Here is a 16,680-nt window from a genome sequence, read left to right on the forward strand (position 1 = left end):
ATGAAATCGCTGGATGCGCCGGCCCTGATCGGCCTGCTCGAGCAGCGCCGGTTCGAAGCGCGGATCGAGCAGGGCGAACTGGTGGTGAAGGCGCCTCGCGGCGTGCTGACCCCGGGCGTGATGGCATCGCTGAAGCTGCACAAGCAGGCGCTGTTGAGCTGGGTCGCGGCCAACGGCGAACGCGCCGCGCCGGCACCGGCGGCGCAGCAGGCGCGAATCACCCCGCAGATGTTGCCGCTGGTGCGGCTGGAGCAGGCCCAGATCGACCGCATCGTGGCCGCCACTCCGGGCGGGGCCGGCAACGTGCAGGACATCTATTCGCTGGCGCCACTGCAGGAGGGCATCCTGTTCCATCACCTGCTGCAGCAGCAGGGCGATGCCTACCTGACCCGGCTGCTGATGGGTTTCGACAGCCGCGAGCTGCTGGACCGCTTCGTCGCCGCGATGAACGAGGTGATCGCGCGGCAGGACGTGCTGCGCACCGCGGTGCAATGGGACGGCCTGGCCGAGCCGGTGCAGGTGGTGTGGCGGCAGGCGCAGCTTGAAGTGGAGACGCTGGAGTTCGCCGACGAAGTGCAGGCGCGATTGCAGGCCCACGCCGATCCGGGGCGCTATCGCCTCGATGTGCGACAGGCGCCGATGATGCGTGGCTTTGCTGCCTTCGATGCCACCTTCGAGGCCAGTGGGCGCTGGCTGTTGCAGATGCTCTACCACCACCTGGTGATGGACCACGTGACCATGGAGCTGCTGGTGCACGAGGTCGGCCTGGTGATGCAGGACCGCCGCGCCGAACTGCCCGAGCCGGTGCCGTTCCGCAACTTCGTCGCGCAGGCACGGCTGTCCGCGCGCGAGGCCGAACACGAGCAGTTCTTCCGCGCGATGCTCGGCGACGTCGAGCAGCCGACCGCGCCCTTCGACCTGCTCGACGTGCGCGGCAACGGCAGCGATGCGGTGCAGGCGAAGCTCCGGCTCGAGCCTGCACTGTGCGCTGACGTGCGCCGGGTCGCGCGAGCGCACGGGGTCAGCCCTGCCTGCGTGTTCCACCTGGCGTGGGCGCAGGTGCTGGGGCGTTGCAGCGCGCGCGAAGACGTGGTGTTCGGCACGGTGCTGTTCGGGCGTCTGCAGGGGGGCGCTGGAGCCGATCGCGCCATGGGCATGTTCATCAATACCTTGCCGCTGCGGGTGCGACTGGATGGACGCAGCGCCGCCACCGCGCTCGAAGAGACCGCGGCCAGCCTCGCCGGATTGCTGCGCCACGAGCACGCGCCGCTGACGCTGGCCCAGCGTTGCAGCGGACTGGCCGCGAACACGCCGCTGTTCTCGGCGCTGCTGAACTATCGCCACAGCCGCGACGAGCCTGCACAAGGCGAAGAAGGCATCGCCGGCATCCGTTATCTCGACAGCCGCGACCGCACCAACTATCCGTTCGTGCTGCACGTCGACGACCATGGCGATGGTTTCTCCGTCACCGCCGAAATCGTCGAGCGCGTGGACGCCGCGCGCATCGCCGGCTGGGTGCGCGAAACCCTGGAGCATCTGAGGCACGCGCTGGACCAGGCGCAGGACACGCCGATGCATGCGATCGAGACCCTGCCGCCGGCCGAACGCGCACAGGTCCTGCAAGGCTTCAATGCCACTCACCGCGACCACAGCGGCGATGGCGAACTGGTGCATGCGCTGTTCGAGCGCCAGGCCGGGCGCGACCCGTCCGCATTGGCTTTGGAGTTCGGCACGCAGCGGCTGAGCTACGGCGAACTGGAGGCGCAGGCGAACCAGCTGGCCCGGCATCTGAGCAGTCTTGGCGTCGGCCCCGACGAGCGCGTCGCGATCTGCCTGGAGAGCGGTCCGGCGCTGGTGGTCGCGATCCTGGCTACGCTCAAGGCCGGCGGCGCGTACGTGCCGCTGGACCCCGCTCACCCTGACGAACGGCTGGCGCACATGCTCGGCGACAGCGCGTCGCGCGTGCTGCTGACGCAGGAGCGGCTGGTCGAGCGACTGCATCCACCAGCGGCTTGCGAATGCGTGCTGCTCGACGATATCGGCCAGGCGCCGTGGGCGCAGACCGCGGCGCAGCGCCCCGACCCGCATGCGCTGGGCCTGCGCGGCGAGCACCTGGCCTACGTGATCTACACATCAGGATCGACCGGCCGGCCCAAGAGCGTGGCGATGCCGCATCGCGGCCTGGTCAATCTGCTGGCCTGGCAGCGCGGGGTGCTGCCGGGCGCGGCGCGCACGCTGCAATTCGCCGCACCCGGCTTCGATGTCGCGTTCCAGGAAATCTTCTCGACGCTGGCCGGCGGTGGCACCCTGGTGCTGCTGCACGAAGACTTGCGCCGAGACCTGCCCGCCCTGGCCGACTGGCTTGGCGAGCAGCACATCGAACGGCTGTTCCTGCCCTGCATCGCGCTCAACGCCCTGAGCGAGCTGTGGTCGCAGCGCGAAGCGCCGCTGCCGGCGCTGCGCGACCTGGTCGTCGCCGGCGAGCAGCTGCGCATCACGCCGGCGATCCGGCGTCTGTTCGAAGGCAGCAGCGGCTCTCGCCTGCACAACCACTACGGCCCGACCGAAAGCCACGTGGTCACCGCCCACACGCTGGTTGGCGCGGCGGAGGATTGGGACGACCTGCCGCCCATCGGCACGCCGGTCGACAACTGCCGGATGTACCTGCTCGACGCACAGCGCCGGCCAGTGCCGCGCGGTGTAGCTGGCGAGATCCACATCGCAGGCGTGCAGGTCGCGCGCGGTTACCTCAACCAGCCCGAACTGAGCGCCGAACGGTTCCTGGCCGACCCCTTCGCGGGAGACGCGCACTCGCGCATGTACCGTTCCGGCGACCTCGGCCGCTGGCGCGACGACGGCACCATCGAATACCTCGGCCGCAACGATTTCCAGGTCAAGATTCGCGGCCATCGCGTCGAGCTGGGCGAGATAGAGGCGCGTCTGAACGAACTGCCCGGCGTGCGCGAAGCCGCGGTGATCGCGCGCGAAGACGTGCCCGGCGACAAGCGCCTGGTCGCCTACATCGTGGGCGATGTGAGCGATGCGCAGGCGACAGACCCCGCCGAGCTGCGCCAGCGCCTGGCCGCGCAGTTGCCTGACTACATGCTGCCGGGCGCGTTCATGCCGCTCGAGGCCCTGCCGCTCACCCCGAACGGCAAGCTTGACCGCAAGGCCCTGCCGGTGCCGGACGGCCTGGCCTTCGTCCACCGCGCCTACGAGGCGACGATCGGCGAGATAGAGGACACGCTGGCGCAGATCTGGTGCGAGCTGCTCGGCATCGAACGCGTCGGGCGGCACGACAACTTCTTCGAGCTCGGCGGCCATTCGCTGCTCGCGATGCGTCTGATCTCGCAGTTGCGCGAGCGGCTCGGCGTCGAGCTACCGCTGCCGGTGCTGTTCACCCACCCGCAGCTGGCCGACCTCGCCCAGGACGTGGCCGAGGCAAGCCAGAACACGCTCAGCGCGATCACCCGCGCCGACCGCTCGGCGCCCTTGCCGATGTCGTTCGCGCAGCAGCGCCTGTGGTTCATCGCCCGGGTCGATCCCGAGGCAAGCAAGGCCTATCACGTGCCCGATGCGGTGCGGCTGCGCGGCCCGCTCGATGTTGCTGCGCTGCAAGCCGCGTTCGACCGCATCGTCGAACGCCACGAGGTGCTGCGCACCCGGTTCGTCGGCATCGGCGGCCAGGCGCTGCAAGTCATCGACGAAGCCCGCGGCTTCGCGCTGCAGCGCGAAGACCTGCGCGGCGCTACCGATGCCGAGCTGGAGCCGGTCCTTCGCGAAGAGGCGCTGCGTTCGTTCGACCTCGCCCTGGGGCCGCTGATTCGCGGCCGCCTGCTCGCGCTTGGCCCGGACGACCACGTGCTGCTGGTGACCATGCATCACATCGTTTCCGACGGCTGGTCGGGCGGGGTGCTGGCGAACGAGTTCTCGACGCTGTACCGCGCCTTCCGCGAAGGCCGGCCCGATCCGCTGCCGCCGCTGGCCATCCAGTACGCCGACTTCGGCATGTGGCAGCGCCAATGGCTGCAAGGGCCGCTGCTGCAGCAGCAGTTGCAGCAATGGGTGCAACAGCTGCGCGGTGCGCCGAGCTTGCTCGATCTGCCGACCGACCGGCCGCGTCCGCCGGTGCAGGACTATCGCGGCGCCAACATCGCCATCGCGCTCGAGGCCGGGCTCAGCCAGGGCCTGCGCGCGCTCGGCCAGCGCCATGGCACCACGCTGTACATGACCATGCTCGCGGCCTGGGCGGTGGTGCTGGGCCGGCTTGGCGGACAAGACCAGGTGGTGATCGGCAGCTCGCACGCCGGCCGCAGCCGCATCGAGGTCGAGCCGCTGATCGGCTTCTTCGTCAACACCCAGGCCCTGAAGATCGACCTGTCCGGCAGCCCCAGCGTGCAGGCGCTGCTGACCCGGGCGCGGCAGACCGCGGTGCAGGCGCAGAGCCTGCAGGACGTGCCGTTCGAACGGCTGGTCGAGGCGCTCAACCCGCCGCGCTCACTGGCCCACCATCCGGTGTTCCAGGTCATGCTGTCGTGGCACAACACGCCCAAGGCCGAACTCGACCTGGCCGGCCTGCAGGCGCAGAGCCTTGGCGGCGGACCCGACAGCGCGCAGTTCGAGCTGTCGCTCGAACTGCGCGAGAGCGAAGACGGCATCGGCGGCCAGCTCAACTACGCCACGGCCCTGTTCGACGAGGCCACGGTCTGCCGCCAGTGGCGCTGCCTGGAGGCGGTGCTGCGCGCGATGGTTGCCGACGACAGCCAGCAGGTCGATCGCATCGATCTACTGGATGAGCAGGAGCGCGAGGCCATCGTGGAAGGCTTCAACGAAAGCCACGTTGCTGCCGCCAGACCGGTACTGGTGCACGCGCTCATCGAAGAGCAGGCCGCGCGGCAGCCTGACGCACAGGCGATCGAGTACGCGGGTGAGGCGCTCAGCTACGCCGAGCTCAACGCCCGCGCCAACCGGCTCGCCCATCACCTGCGCGCGCTCGGCGTGAAGCCCGACGACCGCGTCGCGATCTGCGCTGAGCGCAGCCTGGAGCTTGTCGTGGCGATGCTGGCCACGCTCAAGGCCGGCGGCGCCTACGTGCCACTCGACCCGGTCTATCCGGACGAGCGCCTGGCGCACATGTTGGCCGACAGCGGTGCGGTCGTGCTGCTGACGCTGCAGCGGTTGGACGCACGGCTGCAGACGCCCGGGCGCTGCGTTCGCATGATGCTCGATGCAGAGCAGCCAGACTGGGCCGAGGCCTCGTCCAGCAACCCGGACCCGGCCGCCGTCGGCCTCACGCCCGCGCACCTGGCCTATGTGATCTACACCTCCGGCTCGACCGGCACGCCCAAGGGCGTCATGGTCGAGCACCGCAACGTGGCGTATTTCCTCCATGCAATGGAAGCCTGCATCCACGGCGTGGCACCCGATTGCCAGCGCGTGGCGTGGAACTCATCGTTCGGTTTCGACATGGCGGTCAAGGCCTGGGGGCAGCTGGCTTTCGGCCGCAGCGTGTTCCTGCTGCCCGAGGCGGCGCGGCTCGGCGCGGAGGATCTGCTCGGCTTTCTGGAGGCGCATCGCATCGAGGTGATGGAGTGCACGCCATCGCATCTGCGGCTGATGCAGGGCGCAGGCCTGCTGCAGGGGCGCGCGCCGAGCCTGCGCAAGCTGCTGCTCGGTGGCGAGGCTATCGACGCGGCCACCTGGGGCGCATTGGCTGCCGTCGACGAGCGCCTGTTCTTCAACATGTACGGCCCGACCGAGTGCAGCGTCGATGCCAGCTGCGGCGTGGTCGACGGGCGCCGTCCGCACATCGGCCAGGTCATGCCGGGCGCACGCATCTATCTGCTGGATGAGTCCGCGCAGCCGGTGCCGGTCGGCGTGGCCGGCGAGATCCACATCGGCGGCGCCGGCGTGGCGCGCGGCTACCTGGGCCGCCCTGAACTCACCGCCGAACGCTTCCTGCGCGACCCGTTCGCGGGCGACGCGCAGGCGCGCATGTACCGCACCGGCGACCTCGGCCGCTGGCGCGAGGACGGCACGCTCGAATATCTCGGCCGCAACGACTCGCAGATCAAGCTGCGCGGCTTCCGCATCGAGCTGGGCGAGATCGAAGCACGCCTGGCGCAACAGGGGTGCGTGCGCGAGGCGGCGGTGATCGCGCGCGAGGACAGCCCCGGCGACAAGCGCCTGGTCGCCTACGTGGTCGCCCATGCGGTCGATGCGGTGGACCCGGCGCAGCTGCGCGCCGGCCTGGCCGCGCATCTGCCCGAATACATGCTGCCCTCGGCCTTCGTCGCCCTCGACGCGCTTCCGTTGACGCCCAACGGCAAGCTCGACCGCAAGGCGCTGCCGGCACCGGACGGGCAGGGCCTGGCCCTGAGCCGCTACGAGCCGCCACAGGGCGAGGTGGAGTGCGCCATCGCCGCACTGTGGTCGGAACTGCTCGGGGTCGAACGCGTCGGCCGCCACGACAACTTCTTCGACCTGGGCGGCTACTCGCTAATGGTGTTCCAGGTCATCGAGGGGTTGAAGCAGAAGGGCTACGAAGTCGCGCTGCAGGACGTGCTGCTGGCGCAGCAGTTGAGCACGCTGGCGGCTTTGATCGGTAAGCCGCGCGATGGCGTTGACGCCATGGCGAACGCGCAATGGGTGACCATCCGCAAGGGCGGTTCGCGGCGTCCGCTGGTGTTCATCCACGAGCCCAGCGGCGAAGTGCTGTCTTACGAGCGGCTGGCACAACGCATCGATCCCGAGATCGGCTTGTACGGCATCCGCGCCGACCGCCATGCGGTGCATGCCGACAGTCGCTATGAAGATCTGGCCGCGGGCTATGTGCGCCTGATCCGCGAGGCGCTGCCGCAGGGGCCGTACCGCCTGGCTGGCTGGTCGGCCGGTGGCGTGCTCGCCTTCGAGGTCGCGCAGCAACTGCTCGCACTGGGCGAGCGGGTCGAGTTCCTCGGTTTGATCGACAGCTGGCACCGCGGCGAGGGCGAGCGCGGCATCTCCGAACTGGGCTTGCACGACAGGAAGCTGCTGCTGGTGGCCTTCGCCGAGTACTACGGGCGCAAGCTGCAGGCGGCCGAGATCGCGCGGATCCTCGCCACCGAAGACCTGCCTGGGGCGATTGCGCTGGCGCGTGGCGAAGGGTGGCTGAAGAAGGACATGAGCCCGGCCGAGTTCGAAGCACGCGCCATGCTCTGGTTCAACCTGCGCGCCGCGGCGCATCGCTATTACGCACAGCCGCTGGAGATCGATACGCATCTGTTCGCGGCCCAGCCGGCTGATGCGGGTGATGCGGGCGATCCGTCCAACGGCTGGAGCGGGTTGCTGGGCAATCGCCTGCAGGTGCATCCTGTAGGCGGCGACCACTGGAGCATCATGATGGACGCAGAGCGCGCCGGCCGGGTCGGCGGCGCGATCGCTTCTGTGCTGGCCCGCCTCGACGGCATGGCGCCGAAGCCGGGCGGCAGTGCCCGCTCGCCCGCACCGGGCGCGGCAGTGACCATCCGCACCGGCAATGCGCAAACGCGCAAGGTGTTCTGCCTGCCGGGCGCAGGCGCCAACGCCACTTCGTTCCTCGACTTTGCTGCGCGCAGCCCCGGCGACGCCGGCTTCATCGGCCTGGAAGCGCCCGCGCCGCTCGGCCGCGATGGCGAACCGCCGACGCTGCAGGAGGCGGCGCGGCGCTATGTCGATACGATCCGCAGCCTGCAGCCGGAGGGGCCTTATCACCTTGTCGGCCATTCGTTCGGCGGCTGGGTCGCGCTGGAGGCGGCCAGGCAGTTGACAGAGGCCGGCGTCACGGTCGCGCCGGTGGTGCTGGTCGACACCCAGGCACCGCGAGCAGAGGGGCACGGTGATCGCGGCTACGCATTGCGCGAGTACCTGGCGTTGATCGAACTGCAAAGCGAGCAGGAGCACGGGCTCGATGCCGACACGCTGGCCGAGCTGCCACCCACCGAACAGGCGCGGCCGATCTTCGAGGCGATGCGCCGCGGCCGGCTGCTGCCGGCCAATGCGCGGCTCGAAGACTTCGTGCCCGTGCTGGAGATGTTCTGCCGCCAGTGCGCGATCGGCTATCGGCCACAGGGTGCGTTCGGCGGCCTGGCGTTGCTGCTGCGCGCCGTTCCCGGCGAAGCCGTCGATCTCGACGCCTGGCGCCAGCACGAGCCGCAACTGCGCAGCTTCGATGTGCCCGGCAGTGACCACCTGTCGATCCTCAAGCCGCCGCACGTCGATCGCGTGATCGAGATCGTCGGCCGCCACTGGTACCTGGGGCGATGAGCATGAGCGAGACCGATGAAAGCATCGGCAGCGGCTTTCCGCATTGCATCCATGCCGACTCCGCTCTGGCCGGGCGCGGCGCGGCGGAAGCCGGGGCCTGGTTCGCACAGACGATGCCGCGGCTAGAGCCGGTGCTGCTGCGTGCCGGTGCGCTGCTGTTTCGAGGCTTCCCCCTGCGCGAGGCCGAAGACTTCCGTCGCGCGGTTGCGGCGATGGCGCCGCAGCTGCGCGGCTATGCAGGCGGCACTTCGCCGCGCAGCCAGGTGGCTGAAGGCATCTACACCTCGACCGAATATCCGAAGCAATTGGAGATTCCGCTGCACAACGAGATGTCGTACAGCGCGCGCTGGCCGCAGCGGCTGTACTTCTTCTGCGCGACCGCGCCGCAGACCGGCGGCGAAACGCCGTTGGCCGACTCGCGGCGCATCCTGCAGGCAATGCCGGCGCCTATCGTCGAGGAGTTCGAGCGCCGCCAGCTGATGTACGTGCGCAACCTGGCGCCGGCGCAATCGCGCTACAACGCTTGGAGCAAGGCCTTCGAGACGCAGGACCGCGAGCGGGTCGAGGCCTGGTGCCGCGACATGGACATCGGCTGCGAATGGCAGCCTAGCGGCGGCCTGCGCATTCACGAGCGGCGGCCGGCCACGCGCCTGCATCCGCTGACTGGCGAGCGGGTCTGGTTCAACCAGGTGCACCTGTTCCACGCCTCCAACACACCGATGGCCAGCACGGTCGATGCGCGCATCGAGGCCGGCCTGCCGATGGCGGCGTACTACGGCGACGGCGGCCGGATCGACAACGCCACCCTGGCCAGCGTGCGCGAGGTGCTGCGCGCGCAGCGGCGTACTTTTCGTTGGCAGCAGGGCGATCTGCTGGTGGTCGACAACGTGCTGGCGGCGCACGGGCGACTGCCGTTCGACGGCGCGCGGCGGATTCTCGTGGCCATGTCCTGAACAGTGCCGCTCGCTCCTCTTTCCAAACCCATCGCAAACCGAGCCCATGCAAATCACCTCTGCTTCGCGCGAACCGCTCGCGCCCTGGATACGCCAACACCGCGAGCGCATCGACGAAGCGCTGTGGAGCGACGGCCACGTGCTGTTCCGCGATTTTGACGTCGGCGGCCTCGACGGCTTCGAGGCCTCCGCCGCCTCGGCCTGCGACGCGCTGTACAGGCACTACGGCGACCTGCCATTGGCCAGCGCCAGCGAGAACGTCTACTTCGCGACGCCGTACCCCAGGCACCTGGAGATCCGCTTCCACAACGAGGCTTCGCATACCCAGACCTGGCCATCGCGCCAGTTGTTCTTCTGCCTGGAGCCGGCGTCCGAAGGGGGTGAGTGGACCCTGTCGGACGGGCGCAAGGTCATCGAGTGCCTGCCTGCAGAAATGCTCGATCGGTTCCGCGAACTGGGTCTGGTCTACCGGCGCCGCTTCATCCGTGGCCTGGATGCCTCGTGGGAGCAGTTCTTCAAGGTCGGCAGCCTGCAGGAACTGCGCGAGAAGATCGCGCCGACCGGGCACGAGATCGACGCGATTTCGGAGAACGACCTGACCGTGTCGTACCGCACCCACGCGCTGCTGCAGATTCCAGAGCGCGACACAGAGGCATGGTTCAACCAGATCCTGCTGCACCACCCCGACGCGCTGCCAACCGAAGTCGATGCCCTGCTGAGCAAGCACTTCCGGCGCGACCAGTTTCCGCGCACGGTGTTCTTCGGCGACGGCAGCCCGATTCCGGCCGGGTGGGTGCGCACCATCGACCGGGTGCTGACCGAATGTTCGATCAGCATCCAGACCCAGGCCCACGACGTGCTGCTGGTCAACAACCTGCTGATGGCCCACGGGCGCCTGCCGTACAGCGGCAACCGCCAGGTTCGCGTTGCCCTGGGCGACATGCGCGACCACGCCGCGGCCACCGCTGCCGCCATGAAGGAGCCGGCATGATGAAACGCCAGCACGTCGTCAGCGACTTCTTTCCCGAGGCCGAGGCCATGCGCACGGCCTACGACGGCAAGGTCAAGAATGCCTACAGGCAGACCGTGCATTGGCAATACTTCTGCGAGCCGCAGATGTACACCTACCTGCGCACGGTGCCGCAGCAGGTGTTTCCCGAGGCGCTGTGGGCGCGCTTCGACCAGCACCTGAAGCAGTGGTGCATCGACCACGTCGGCCTGATTCCGACCGGCGCGCCGAACCTGCACCTGATGGTCAACGGCTGCACCCTGGGCCTGCACAGCGACTTCCACAACGGCACCTGCGGCTTCGTCTACTCGCTCACGCGCTGGCAGACCCGCAAGTTCTCCGGCGGCGAAACCCTGCTGATGCGCGACGGCGTGCCGAGCTACAAGAAGCACCACGTGCAGGGCGAGGTGCTGTACGAGCTGGTGCCGGCGCAGTTCAACCAGCTGCTGCTGTTCGACGACCGCATCGTCCATGGCACCCCGACCATCGAGGGCAGCATGGACCCGCTGGAAGGGCGCATCGCACTGGTCGGCCACCTGCGCGCCACCTCGCCGGTGGTAACCGGACCGCTCGACGCCGCTGCCGCGCGCAAGGTGGTGTTCGAGTTCCATCGCTCGCTTGCCGAACCGGTTGGGCCGTTCAAGGAAGTGCAGGGCGTGATGAGCTTTCGCATGGCTGTGACAGCAGACGGCAGCGTGGAGTCGGTCGATGTGCTGACCGACAACTTCGTCACCGTGCAAAGCGGCTACGAGGCCAACGACGAAGTCGCCGCAGCCCGGGCGCTGGTGCTCGATGCCGCCGCCGGGCTGCGCTTTCCTGGCGCGCGCGGGCCGTCGAAGGTCATCGCCGCGGTGCTGCTGCCGCTGCCGGACCTGCGGCCCATCGAGATATCCATACCGCACGCCGGGCGCCCGGCCAGGCTGCAGGAGTCCCTGAAGGCGCAGTTGAAGGAAGGCGAGGCGCTGGGCTTCAGGATCGACGTGCAGGGCGACAGCTTTGCGGTGCGCGAGCCGCTGGCCGGCACGATCCGCATCGAGAGCAATCGCATCGTCGCCTCGTTCGATCCGCCGATGTGGGTGCCCTCGCAGCGCGAACAATTCCAGGCCGGGCTGAGCGAGAAGCTGGGCATGCTCGCCAGGTACGGCGGCTGAGCTGGCGATGTCAGCACTGGATGGCGCGATCGTCCTGGTCGCAGTTGGCCTGGCCCTGGTCGCGGTGGCGACGAGGCGGGTCGGCGCGCGCGTCATCGTCGCTGTGCTGGCGGCGTTGTTGGTCGCCTGCCTCGTTCAGGTGTGGCGCGAGGGCTTCTACTGGCAGTACGTTGCCATCTACGCATTGCTTGCAGGGCTGGCGGTGCTGGCCTGGAGGCGTCGTGGGCCGCCGCCACGGCGGAGCGCGCTCGCATGGCTGGGGCGCTGTGGTGTGGCGGGGCTCGCCGCAGTTGCGTTGCTCGCGTGGAGTTTCGTGCCGGTGCCTGAGCTGCCCGCGCCAGGCGGACCTTATGCGGTCGGCAGCGAGGTATTCCGATGGATCGACAGCGATCGCGACGAAGCCGCGACCGCCGACCCGCACGATCACCGCAACGTCGTGGTCCAGGCCTGGTATCCGGCCGTTCCCGCCGTTCCCGGCGAGGGCGCTGGGTCGCGCTACATCGACGGCCTCGGCAGCTTGCCGACGTACGTTTCGCTGATACCTGGCCCGGTGATGCAGCGCTACGACCGCATCGACACCCATGCCCGCGCCAACGCGCCGGTGGCCACGCAACAGGCGCGCTGGCCGGTGGTGCTGTTCTCGCCGGGCTACGGCGCGTCGCGTGCGTTCTACTCCGGGCTGCTTGCCGATCTGGCCAGCCGCGGTTTCGTCGTGCTCGCGCTGGACCATCCCTACGAAGCCCCTGTGGTGGAGCTGGCCAATGGCCGCCTTGCGACACCGATTGAGCGCTTCCTGCCGGACGACCCCGACCGCACGCGCTACATGGGCGCACAGCAGGCGGTGCGGGCAGCGGACCTGCGCTACGTCGTCGATCAGATCGGCCGGCCGGGCGCGTTCGGTCCGCGGCTGTCGCAGCGGCTCGATCCGCAACGCATTGCCGCGATCGGCCATTCCTTCGGCGGCGCTAGCGCTGTCGAGGCGGCGATGAGCGACACTCGCATCCGAGCAGCCGCCAACCTCGACGGCACCCTGTACGGCCGCGCGGCCAGCGACCCGATGCCGGTGCCGTTCCTGCTGCTGGAAAGCGACCACCGCGAGACCCGGCATTCGCAGAACTATCTGCAGGGCAACGCCGCTCTTGAACAGCACTTGCGCGCCGGTGGCTACCGCTACCAGATCGCCGAGGCCAATCACTACAGTTTTACCGACGTGCCGCTGTACCTGTCTGGCCCGGTGCGTTTCGCGCTGGCCGCATTGATCGGCGGGTCGCGCGGCCCCGCCGGGAGCCAGGCTGCCAGCAACGATGTGTTGGCGGCGTTCCTGAGTGGCCCCTTGCGGGACGCGCCCGGCGACGTTGCCGCGGCGGCGAGGCGGCATCCGGGGGCGAGTGGCGGAGTGTCGAGCCGGGAGCGTTCAAGAGCTCAGGTATCGCTCCATTTGCAAAGCAGGTTGTGATACGTGCCCACCAGCGTGCGGCGCGCCGATTCGTCGGCACCGCTCTGGTTCAGGCGCTGGACCGCGTTGTCCATGTCGAACAGCAATGCGCGGTCGCCTGCGTCCGCAAGCTGCGCACCGACCTGTCGGCCACGCTCTTCCTGTCGGACGCCGACAGCTACGACGGCGGCGAACTGCAGATGGAAGACACGCACGGCATGCAGACCGTGAAGCTCGCAGCCGGCGACATGGTGCTCTACCCCGCCACCAGCCTGCACCAAGTGACGCCCATCACGCGCGGCGTGCGGCTCGCGTGCTTCTTCTGGGTGCAGAGCCTCGTGCGCGACGGTGCGAGGGTCGATGCGCACGCCGCCGTCTACGTGCAGGCCGAAGCGCATGCCTTCGCTGTAGCGGTTGAACATCGGCGGGTACAGCGGGTTGGGCAGCGCCGCGCTGATGAAGGTCGGATGGCGTTCGAGCGCGCTCGCCACGATGGCCTGGCATTCGTGCGCCACCGCCGAGCCTTCGTCGATCTGCTGGTTGAACTTGACCGGCGCGCCCTGGTGTCCCGCGGTGACGCGGCCGTCGACCCAGGCGTCGCCGGCCGCATCGAGGCGCGCGCGAACTGCCGCGAGCGCTTCGCGGTCGAGGACGCCGGGAATGCAGACCAGCATGTTGTGTCGAATGCTCCTGGGGAAACTCAGAGCCGGTAGGTGAGCGACAGCGTGGCGGCGCGACCCGAGCCCGGCACCGCACGGCCGCCGTCCGATGGGATCAGCGCGTCGGCGTCATGGCGGTTGGCCAGGTTGAACAGGTTCAGCCGGAGGTCGTACTTGGGCTGATGGTAAGCCACCATCGCATCCAGCTGGGCATAGCCGCCGACCTGCACGAGGTCGGTGTTGTTGGCAAAGCGCTTCGCTCTGTAGGTGGTGCGCAGCCTATGGCAGCGTGTTGACGATGATGCGCAGCACCTCGATCCGCTGTGGCAGTTCGATCAGGAACTCCGCGTCGCGCGGCAGGTGATGGACCACGTTCGGGTCACCGCCGGTGAACTCGCTCATTGAGGGGATGTCGGGCCAGTAGGAGGTCGTCACGAACTCGGTTTCGGCTGCACGGTCTTCCCGGAACAACTGCACCGCGAGGGCGGTCTTGCGCAGCGGAGGAATGCCTTCCGCCAGCAGGTAGCGCTCGTAGGCGTCGGCCTTGCCCGGCGCAACCCGGCCACGCCAGATGCGCGCGGTCCTGGGTTCTGTCGATGAGCGATGATCCTGCGTCATGAGAGGCCTCCGCGCCGCGACCGGATCTGCCGGTTGCCGCCGCCGACGTGGCTCTCGCGATCGTGCCTGCTCTCGGGCGTACGGCGTGGCTCATTGCGAGGGGTGGGTTCCTGATGGCCGGCCTTGTTGTGTTCGGAAGAAGGTTTGCCGGCGTCGCGTTCGTCGCTGTCGTGCTTGCGGGTGGTCGAGTCCGTCATCGCTGGTCCTTGGTCGGGTTCGAAAGCCTCTTTCTCATCCCATGGGATTTTTTCTTGTTGCCCCCTCCTGTGGGAAGTCTATGCCTCGCGGGGCGCGAACCTTCCAGCTTGTCTTCGGACAAGGCTTACAACCGTCATCGCGTCGAGACGACAGAATGCGGGCCGAGTCTTGCCAACCATGAGGCTCATTGCGGTTTTCCTTCCTCTTCCTGGAACCGACCCGCCTTCGCAGTGACCGACTCTTCGTGGAGCAACTCATGGCCAGCGATATCAGCGCAATCTCCACCGCTGCAGAAGCGGTGCCGAACGAGGTGGTCGACGTTCTGAACGAACTTCTGGAGAGCTCGCGTGACCGCCAGTACGGCTTCCGTGCATGCGCGGAAGAAGTGAACTCGGCGCAACTCAAGAAGGTTTTTCAGAGCCGCGCATCGCAGTGCGCCAGCGCGGCATCCGAACTCGCCGGGCTCATTCGCCAACTCGGCGGCAAGCCCGGCGATGGTGGCACGGTCAGCGGTGCGATGCATCGCGGCTGGTTGCACGCGAAGGGGTTTGTCGGCGCCGAAAGTCCGGTGTCGATGCTCGAGGAATGCGAACACGACGAGGACGCCGCCATCGCGCGCTATCGCAAGGCGCTTAAGGAAAACCTGCCGACCGGCGTGCGCGCGATCGTGCGGCGTCAGGCCGAGGGCGCCCAGCGCAACCGCGACCAGATCAAGGCGCTGCGGGAAACCGCTCGGGCGACCGGCAAGGCCAGTTCTGAGCTCTGAGAAGTTCCGGGATATGGAAAGGAGCGCGTAATGACCCATCCCATGCAGGCAGCCCCCCGGCCGCCGTTCGACACGCCCAGGCAATCGTCGCCGGGGCTGGAGTCGGCAATGATTCCGCGCCCGGATTTCGGCGAATCCTCTTACGTTGGGTCCGGCAAGCTCTCGGGCAAGTCCGCCCTGATCACCGGGGGCGACAGCGGCATTGGCCGCGCCGTTGCGCTTGCCTTCGCGCGCGAAGGGGCGGATGTGCTGATCTCCTATCTTCCCCAGGAAGAGCCCGACGCGCAGGTCACTGCTCGGCTCATCGAGGGCGAAGGGCGGGTGTGTGTTGCCGTGCCGGGAGACATCTGCGAAGAAGACCACTGCACGCGGCTGGTCGACATGGCGGTGGGACGCTTCGGCAAGCTCGATATCCTCGTCAACAATGCTGCGTTCCAGATGGCGCACAAGGACTTGGGCGAGATCACGGCTCAGGAACTGGACCGGACGTTTCGCACCAACGTCTATGCGAATTTCTTCCTTTGCAAGGCGGCGGCCGCCTGCATGAAGCCGGGCAGTTCCATCATCAGCACCGCATCAATTAACGCCGACAAGCCCAATGCGACGCTTGTAGCCTATGCCGCGACGAAGGGGGCGATCCAGAACATGTCTGGCGGCATGGCCCAACTGCTGGCCGAAAAGGGCATTCGCGTGAACTGCGTGGCCCCCGGCCCCTTCTGGACGCCGCTGATTCCCTCGACGCTGCCGTCGGACAAGGTGAAGAACTTTGGCCAGCAGACGCCGATGAAGCGACCCGGGCAACCAGCCGAGTTGCAGGCGGTATATGTGCTGCTCGCTTCCGACCAAGCGAGCTATATCTCGGGCGCGACCATTGCGGTCACTGGCGGCGTGCCATTCATCTGAGGTGCAGGAAGCCAGGCAGCCACTGTAAGTCGCGTCGATAAATGCGAATCTGCCAAGGAGCTATTGCCTGCCGCCGCTTCATGGTCCGATTCAGGCGCTGGGGCAGGGCTCGAGGCGCATGAGGGGCATCTTCATATCATTTCTTCTGCCTCTATCCAGATCTTGTTGAAAAGCGATTCCAAGGTCTTCTTGAAGACGACGCATGAACGCTGTGCGACGGCAGGCTCTATCTTGGTCGTCTTGCCAAAGTCGGCGCTGGAAACCCAGCCTGTGTCAGACGCCACAGGGATCACTTTGGCGTTGTTGTTGTCATGCTGCGCTATGCGTATGTGAGGCGGCTTCTGCAATTTTGCGGGCTCAATTTTTCCTCCGGCACGTCGGCGAATGTCGCTGAAGACGGACTCTGCTGACCTTCAACTGGTACGCCTGATGGCGGGCAGGTCAGCTGAGCCCCATTAACTTGGGTCGAGTCCAAAGATGACGCGCGACACGACGTCGCTGCGGCCGGGCGTCGCGTCGGCTGGCGCATGCCCTGGCACGGGTGGTTTCTTCGTCGGTGCTCCACATCTCCGCCGCCTACAAGCTACCGAAGCCCTCGCCGACACTGCACCAATGCTGTTCGTTCTAGGTTGAGCACCGACTCGCAGAAGGTCTCTCTCGACGAGGCTGATCGTTGCAGCCACGCCCGCGTGGGATGCCTAGCGA

10 protein-coding genes and 2 pseudogenes are annotated in these 16,680 nt (G+C 67.9%); 8 read left to right on the top strand and 4 right to left on the bottom strand.

The window, feature by feature from the left end; translation table 11 throughout:
• The 5 genes from ACZYSP_RS32415 to ACZYSP_RS32435 are packed head-to-tail and all read left to right on the top strand — an operon-like array spanning position 1 to position 12,852.
• The gene (locus ACZYSP_RS32415; protein ID WP_489018631.1) at positions 1–8,283 is read left to right on the top strand and encodes a non-ribosomal peptide synthetase; all 8,283 of its coding nucleotides are present in this window, start codon (positions 1–3) and stop codon (positions 8,281–8,283) included.
• Positions 8,284–8,285: 2 nt separating this feature from the next.
• Positions 8,286–9,236: a TauD/TfdA family dioxygenase gene (locus tag ACZYSP_RS32420; protein ID WP_177192906.1), complete on the top strand. Its 951-nt coding sequence runs from the start codon at positions 8,286–8,288 to the stop codon at positions 9,234–9,236.
• Between the two features lie 46 nt (positions 9,237–9,282).
• On the top strand, positions 9,283–10,227 hold the full coding sequence (locus ACZYSP_RS32425; protein WP_093082472.1) for a TauD/TfdA family dioxygenase: 945 nt from the start codon (positions 9,283–9,285) through the stop codon (positions 10,225–10,227).
• A complete protein-coding gene (locus ACZYSP_RS32430; RefSeq protein ID WP_489018634.1) occupies positions 10,227–11,396 on the top strand; it encodes a hypothetical protein in 1,170 nt (389 codons plus the stop codon). The genes ACZYSP_RS32425 and ACZYSP_RS32430 overlap by 1 nt, the downstream gene beginning before the upstream one ends.
• A 7-nt stretch (positions 11,397–11,403) precedes the next feature.
• Entirely contained in the window at positions 11,404–12,852 is a 1,449-nt protein-coding gene (locus ACZYSP_RS32435; RefSeq protein ID WP_489018636.1) for an alpha/beta hydrolase family protein, read from the top strand.
• Here the strand turns inward: ACZYSP_RS32435 and ACZYSP_RS32440 are convergent.
• On the bottom strand, positions 12,819–12,926 hold the full coding sequence (locus ACZYSP_RS32440; RefSeq protein WP_177192908.1) for a hypothetical protein: 108 nt from the start codon (positions 12,924–12,926) through the stop codon (positions 12,819–12,821). The genes ACZYSP_RS32435 and ACZYSP_RS32440 overlap by 34 nt on opposite strands.
• Before the next feature lie 33 nt (positions 12,927–12,959).
• Between ACZYSP_RS32440 and ACZYSP_RS32445 the strand changes: the two are divergent.
• A pseudogene (locus tag ACZYSP_RS32445) lies at positions 12,960–13,250 on the top strand (2OG-Fe(II) oxygenase); the annotation flags it as partial.
• A 281-nt stretch (positions 13,251–13,531) separates the two neighbouring features.
• Here ACZYSP_RS32445 and ACZYSP_RS32450 read toward each other — a convergent pair.
• The 3 genes and pseudogenes from ACZYSP_RS32450 to ACZYSP_RS32460 all read right to left on the bottom strand — a co-directional run.
• Positions 13,532–13,759, bottom strand: a pseudogene (locus tag ACZYSP_RS32450) (TonB-dependent siderophore receptor); the annotation flags it as partial.
• A 10-nt stretch (positions 13,760–13,769) separates the two neighbouring features.
• Positions 13,770–14,108: a hypothetical protein gene (locus ACZYSP_RS32455; RefSeq protein ID WP_489018639.1), complete on the bottom strand. Its 339-nt coding sequence runs from the start codon at positions 14,106–14,108 to the stop codon at positions 13,770–13,772.
• Positions 14,105–14,305: a hypothetical protein gene (locus ACZYSP_RS32460; protein ID WP_489018641.1), complete on the bottom strand. Its 201-nt coding sequence runs from the start codon at positions 14,303–14,305 to the stop codon at positions 14,105–14,107. Before ACZYSP_RS32460 ends, ACZYSP_RS32455 begins: the two co-directional genes overlap by 4 nt.
• Positions 14,306–14,562: 257 nt before the next feature.
• On the opposite strand from ACZYSP_RS32460, the gene ACZYSP_RS32465 reads away from it, so the two are divergent.
• Positions 14,563–15,072, top strand: coding sequence for a ferritin-like domain-containing protein (locus tag ACZYSP_RS32465; protein WP_489018643.1), 510 nt, complete (start codon positions 14,563–14,565; stop codon positions 15,070–15,072).
• Between the two features lie 30 nt (positions 15,073–15,102).
• On the top strand, positions 15,103–15,975 hold the full coding sequence (locus tag ACZYSP_RS32470) for an SDR family oxidoreductase (protein ID WP_489018645.1): 873 nt from the start codon (positions 15,103–15,105) through the stop codon (positions 15,973–15,975).
• Positions 15,976–16,680 lie beyond the last annotated feature (705 nt).

The sequence above is a fragment of the Variovorax sp. F042 genome (assembly GCF_057814215.1).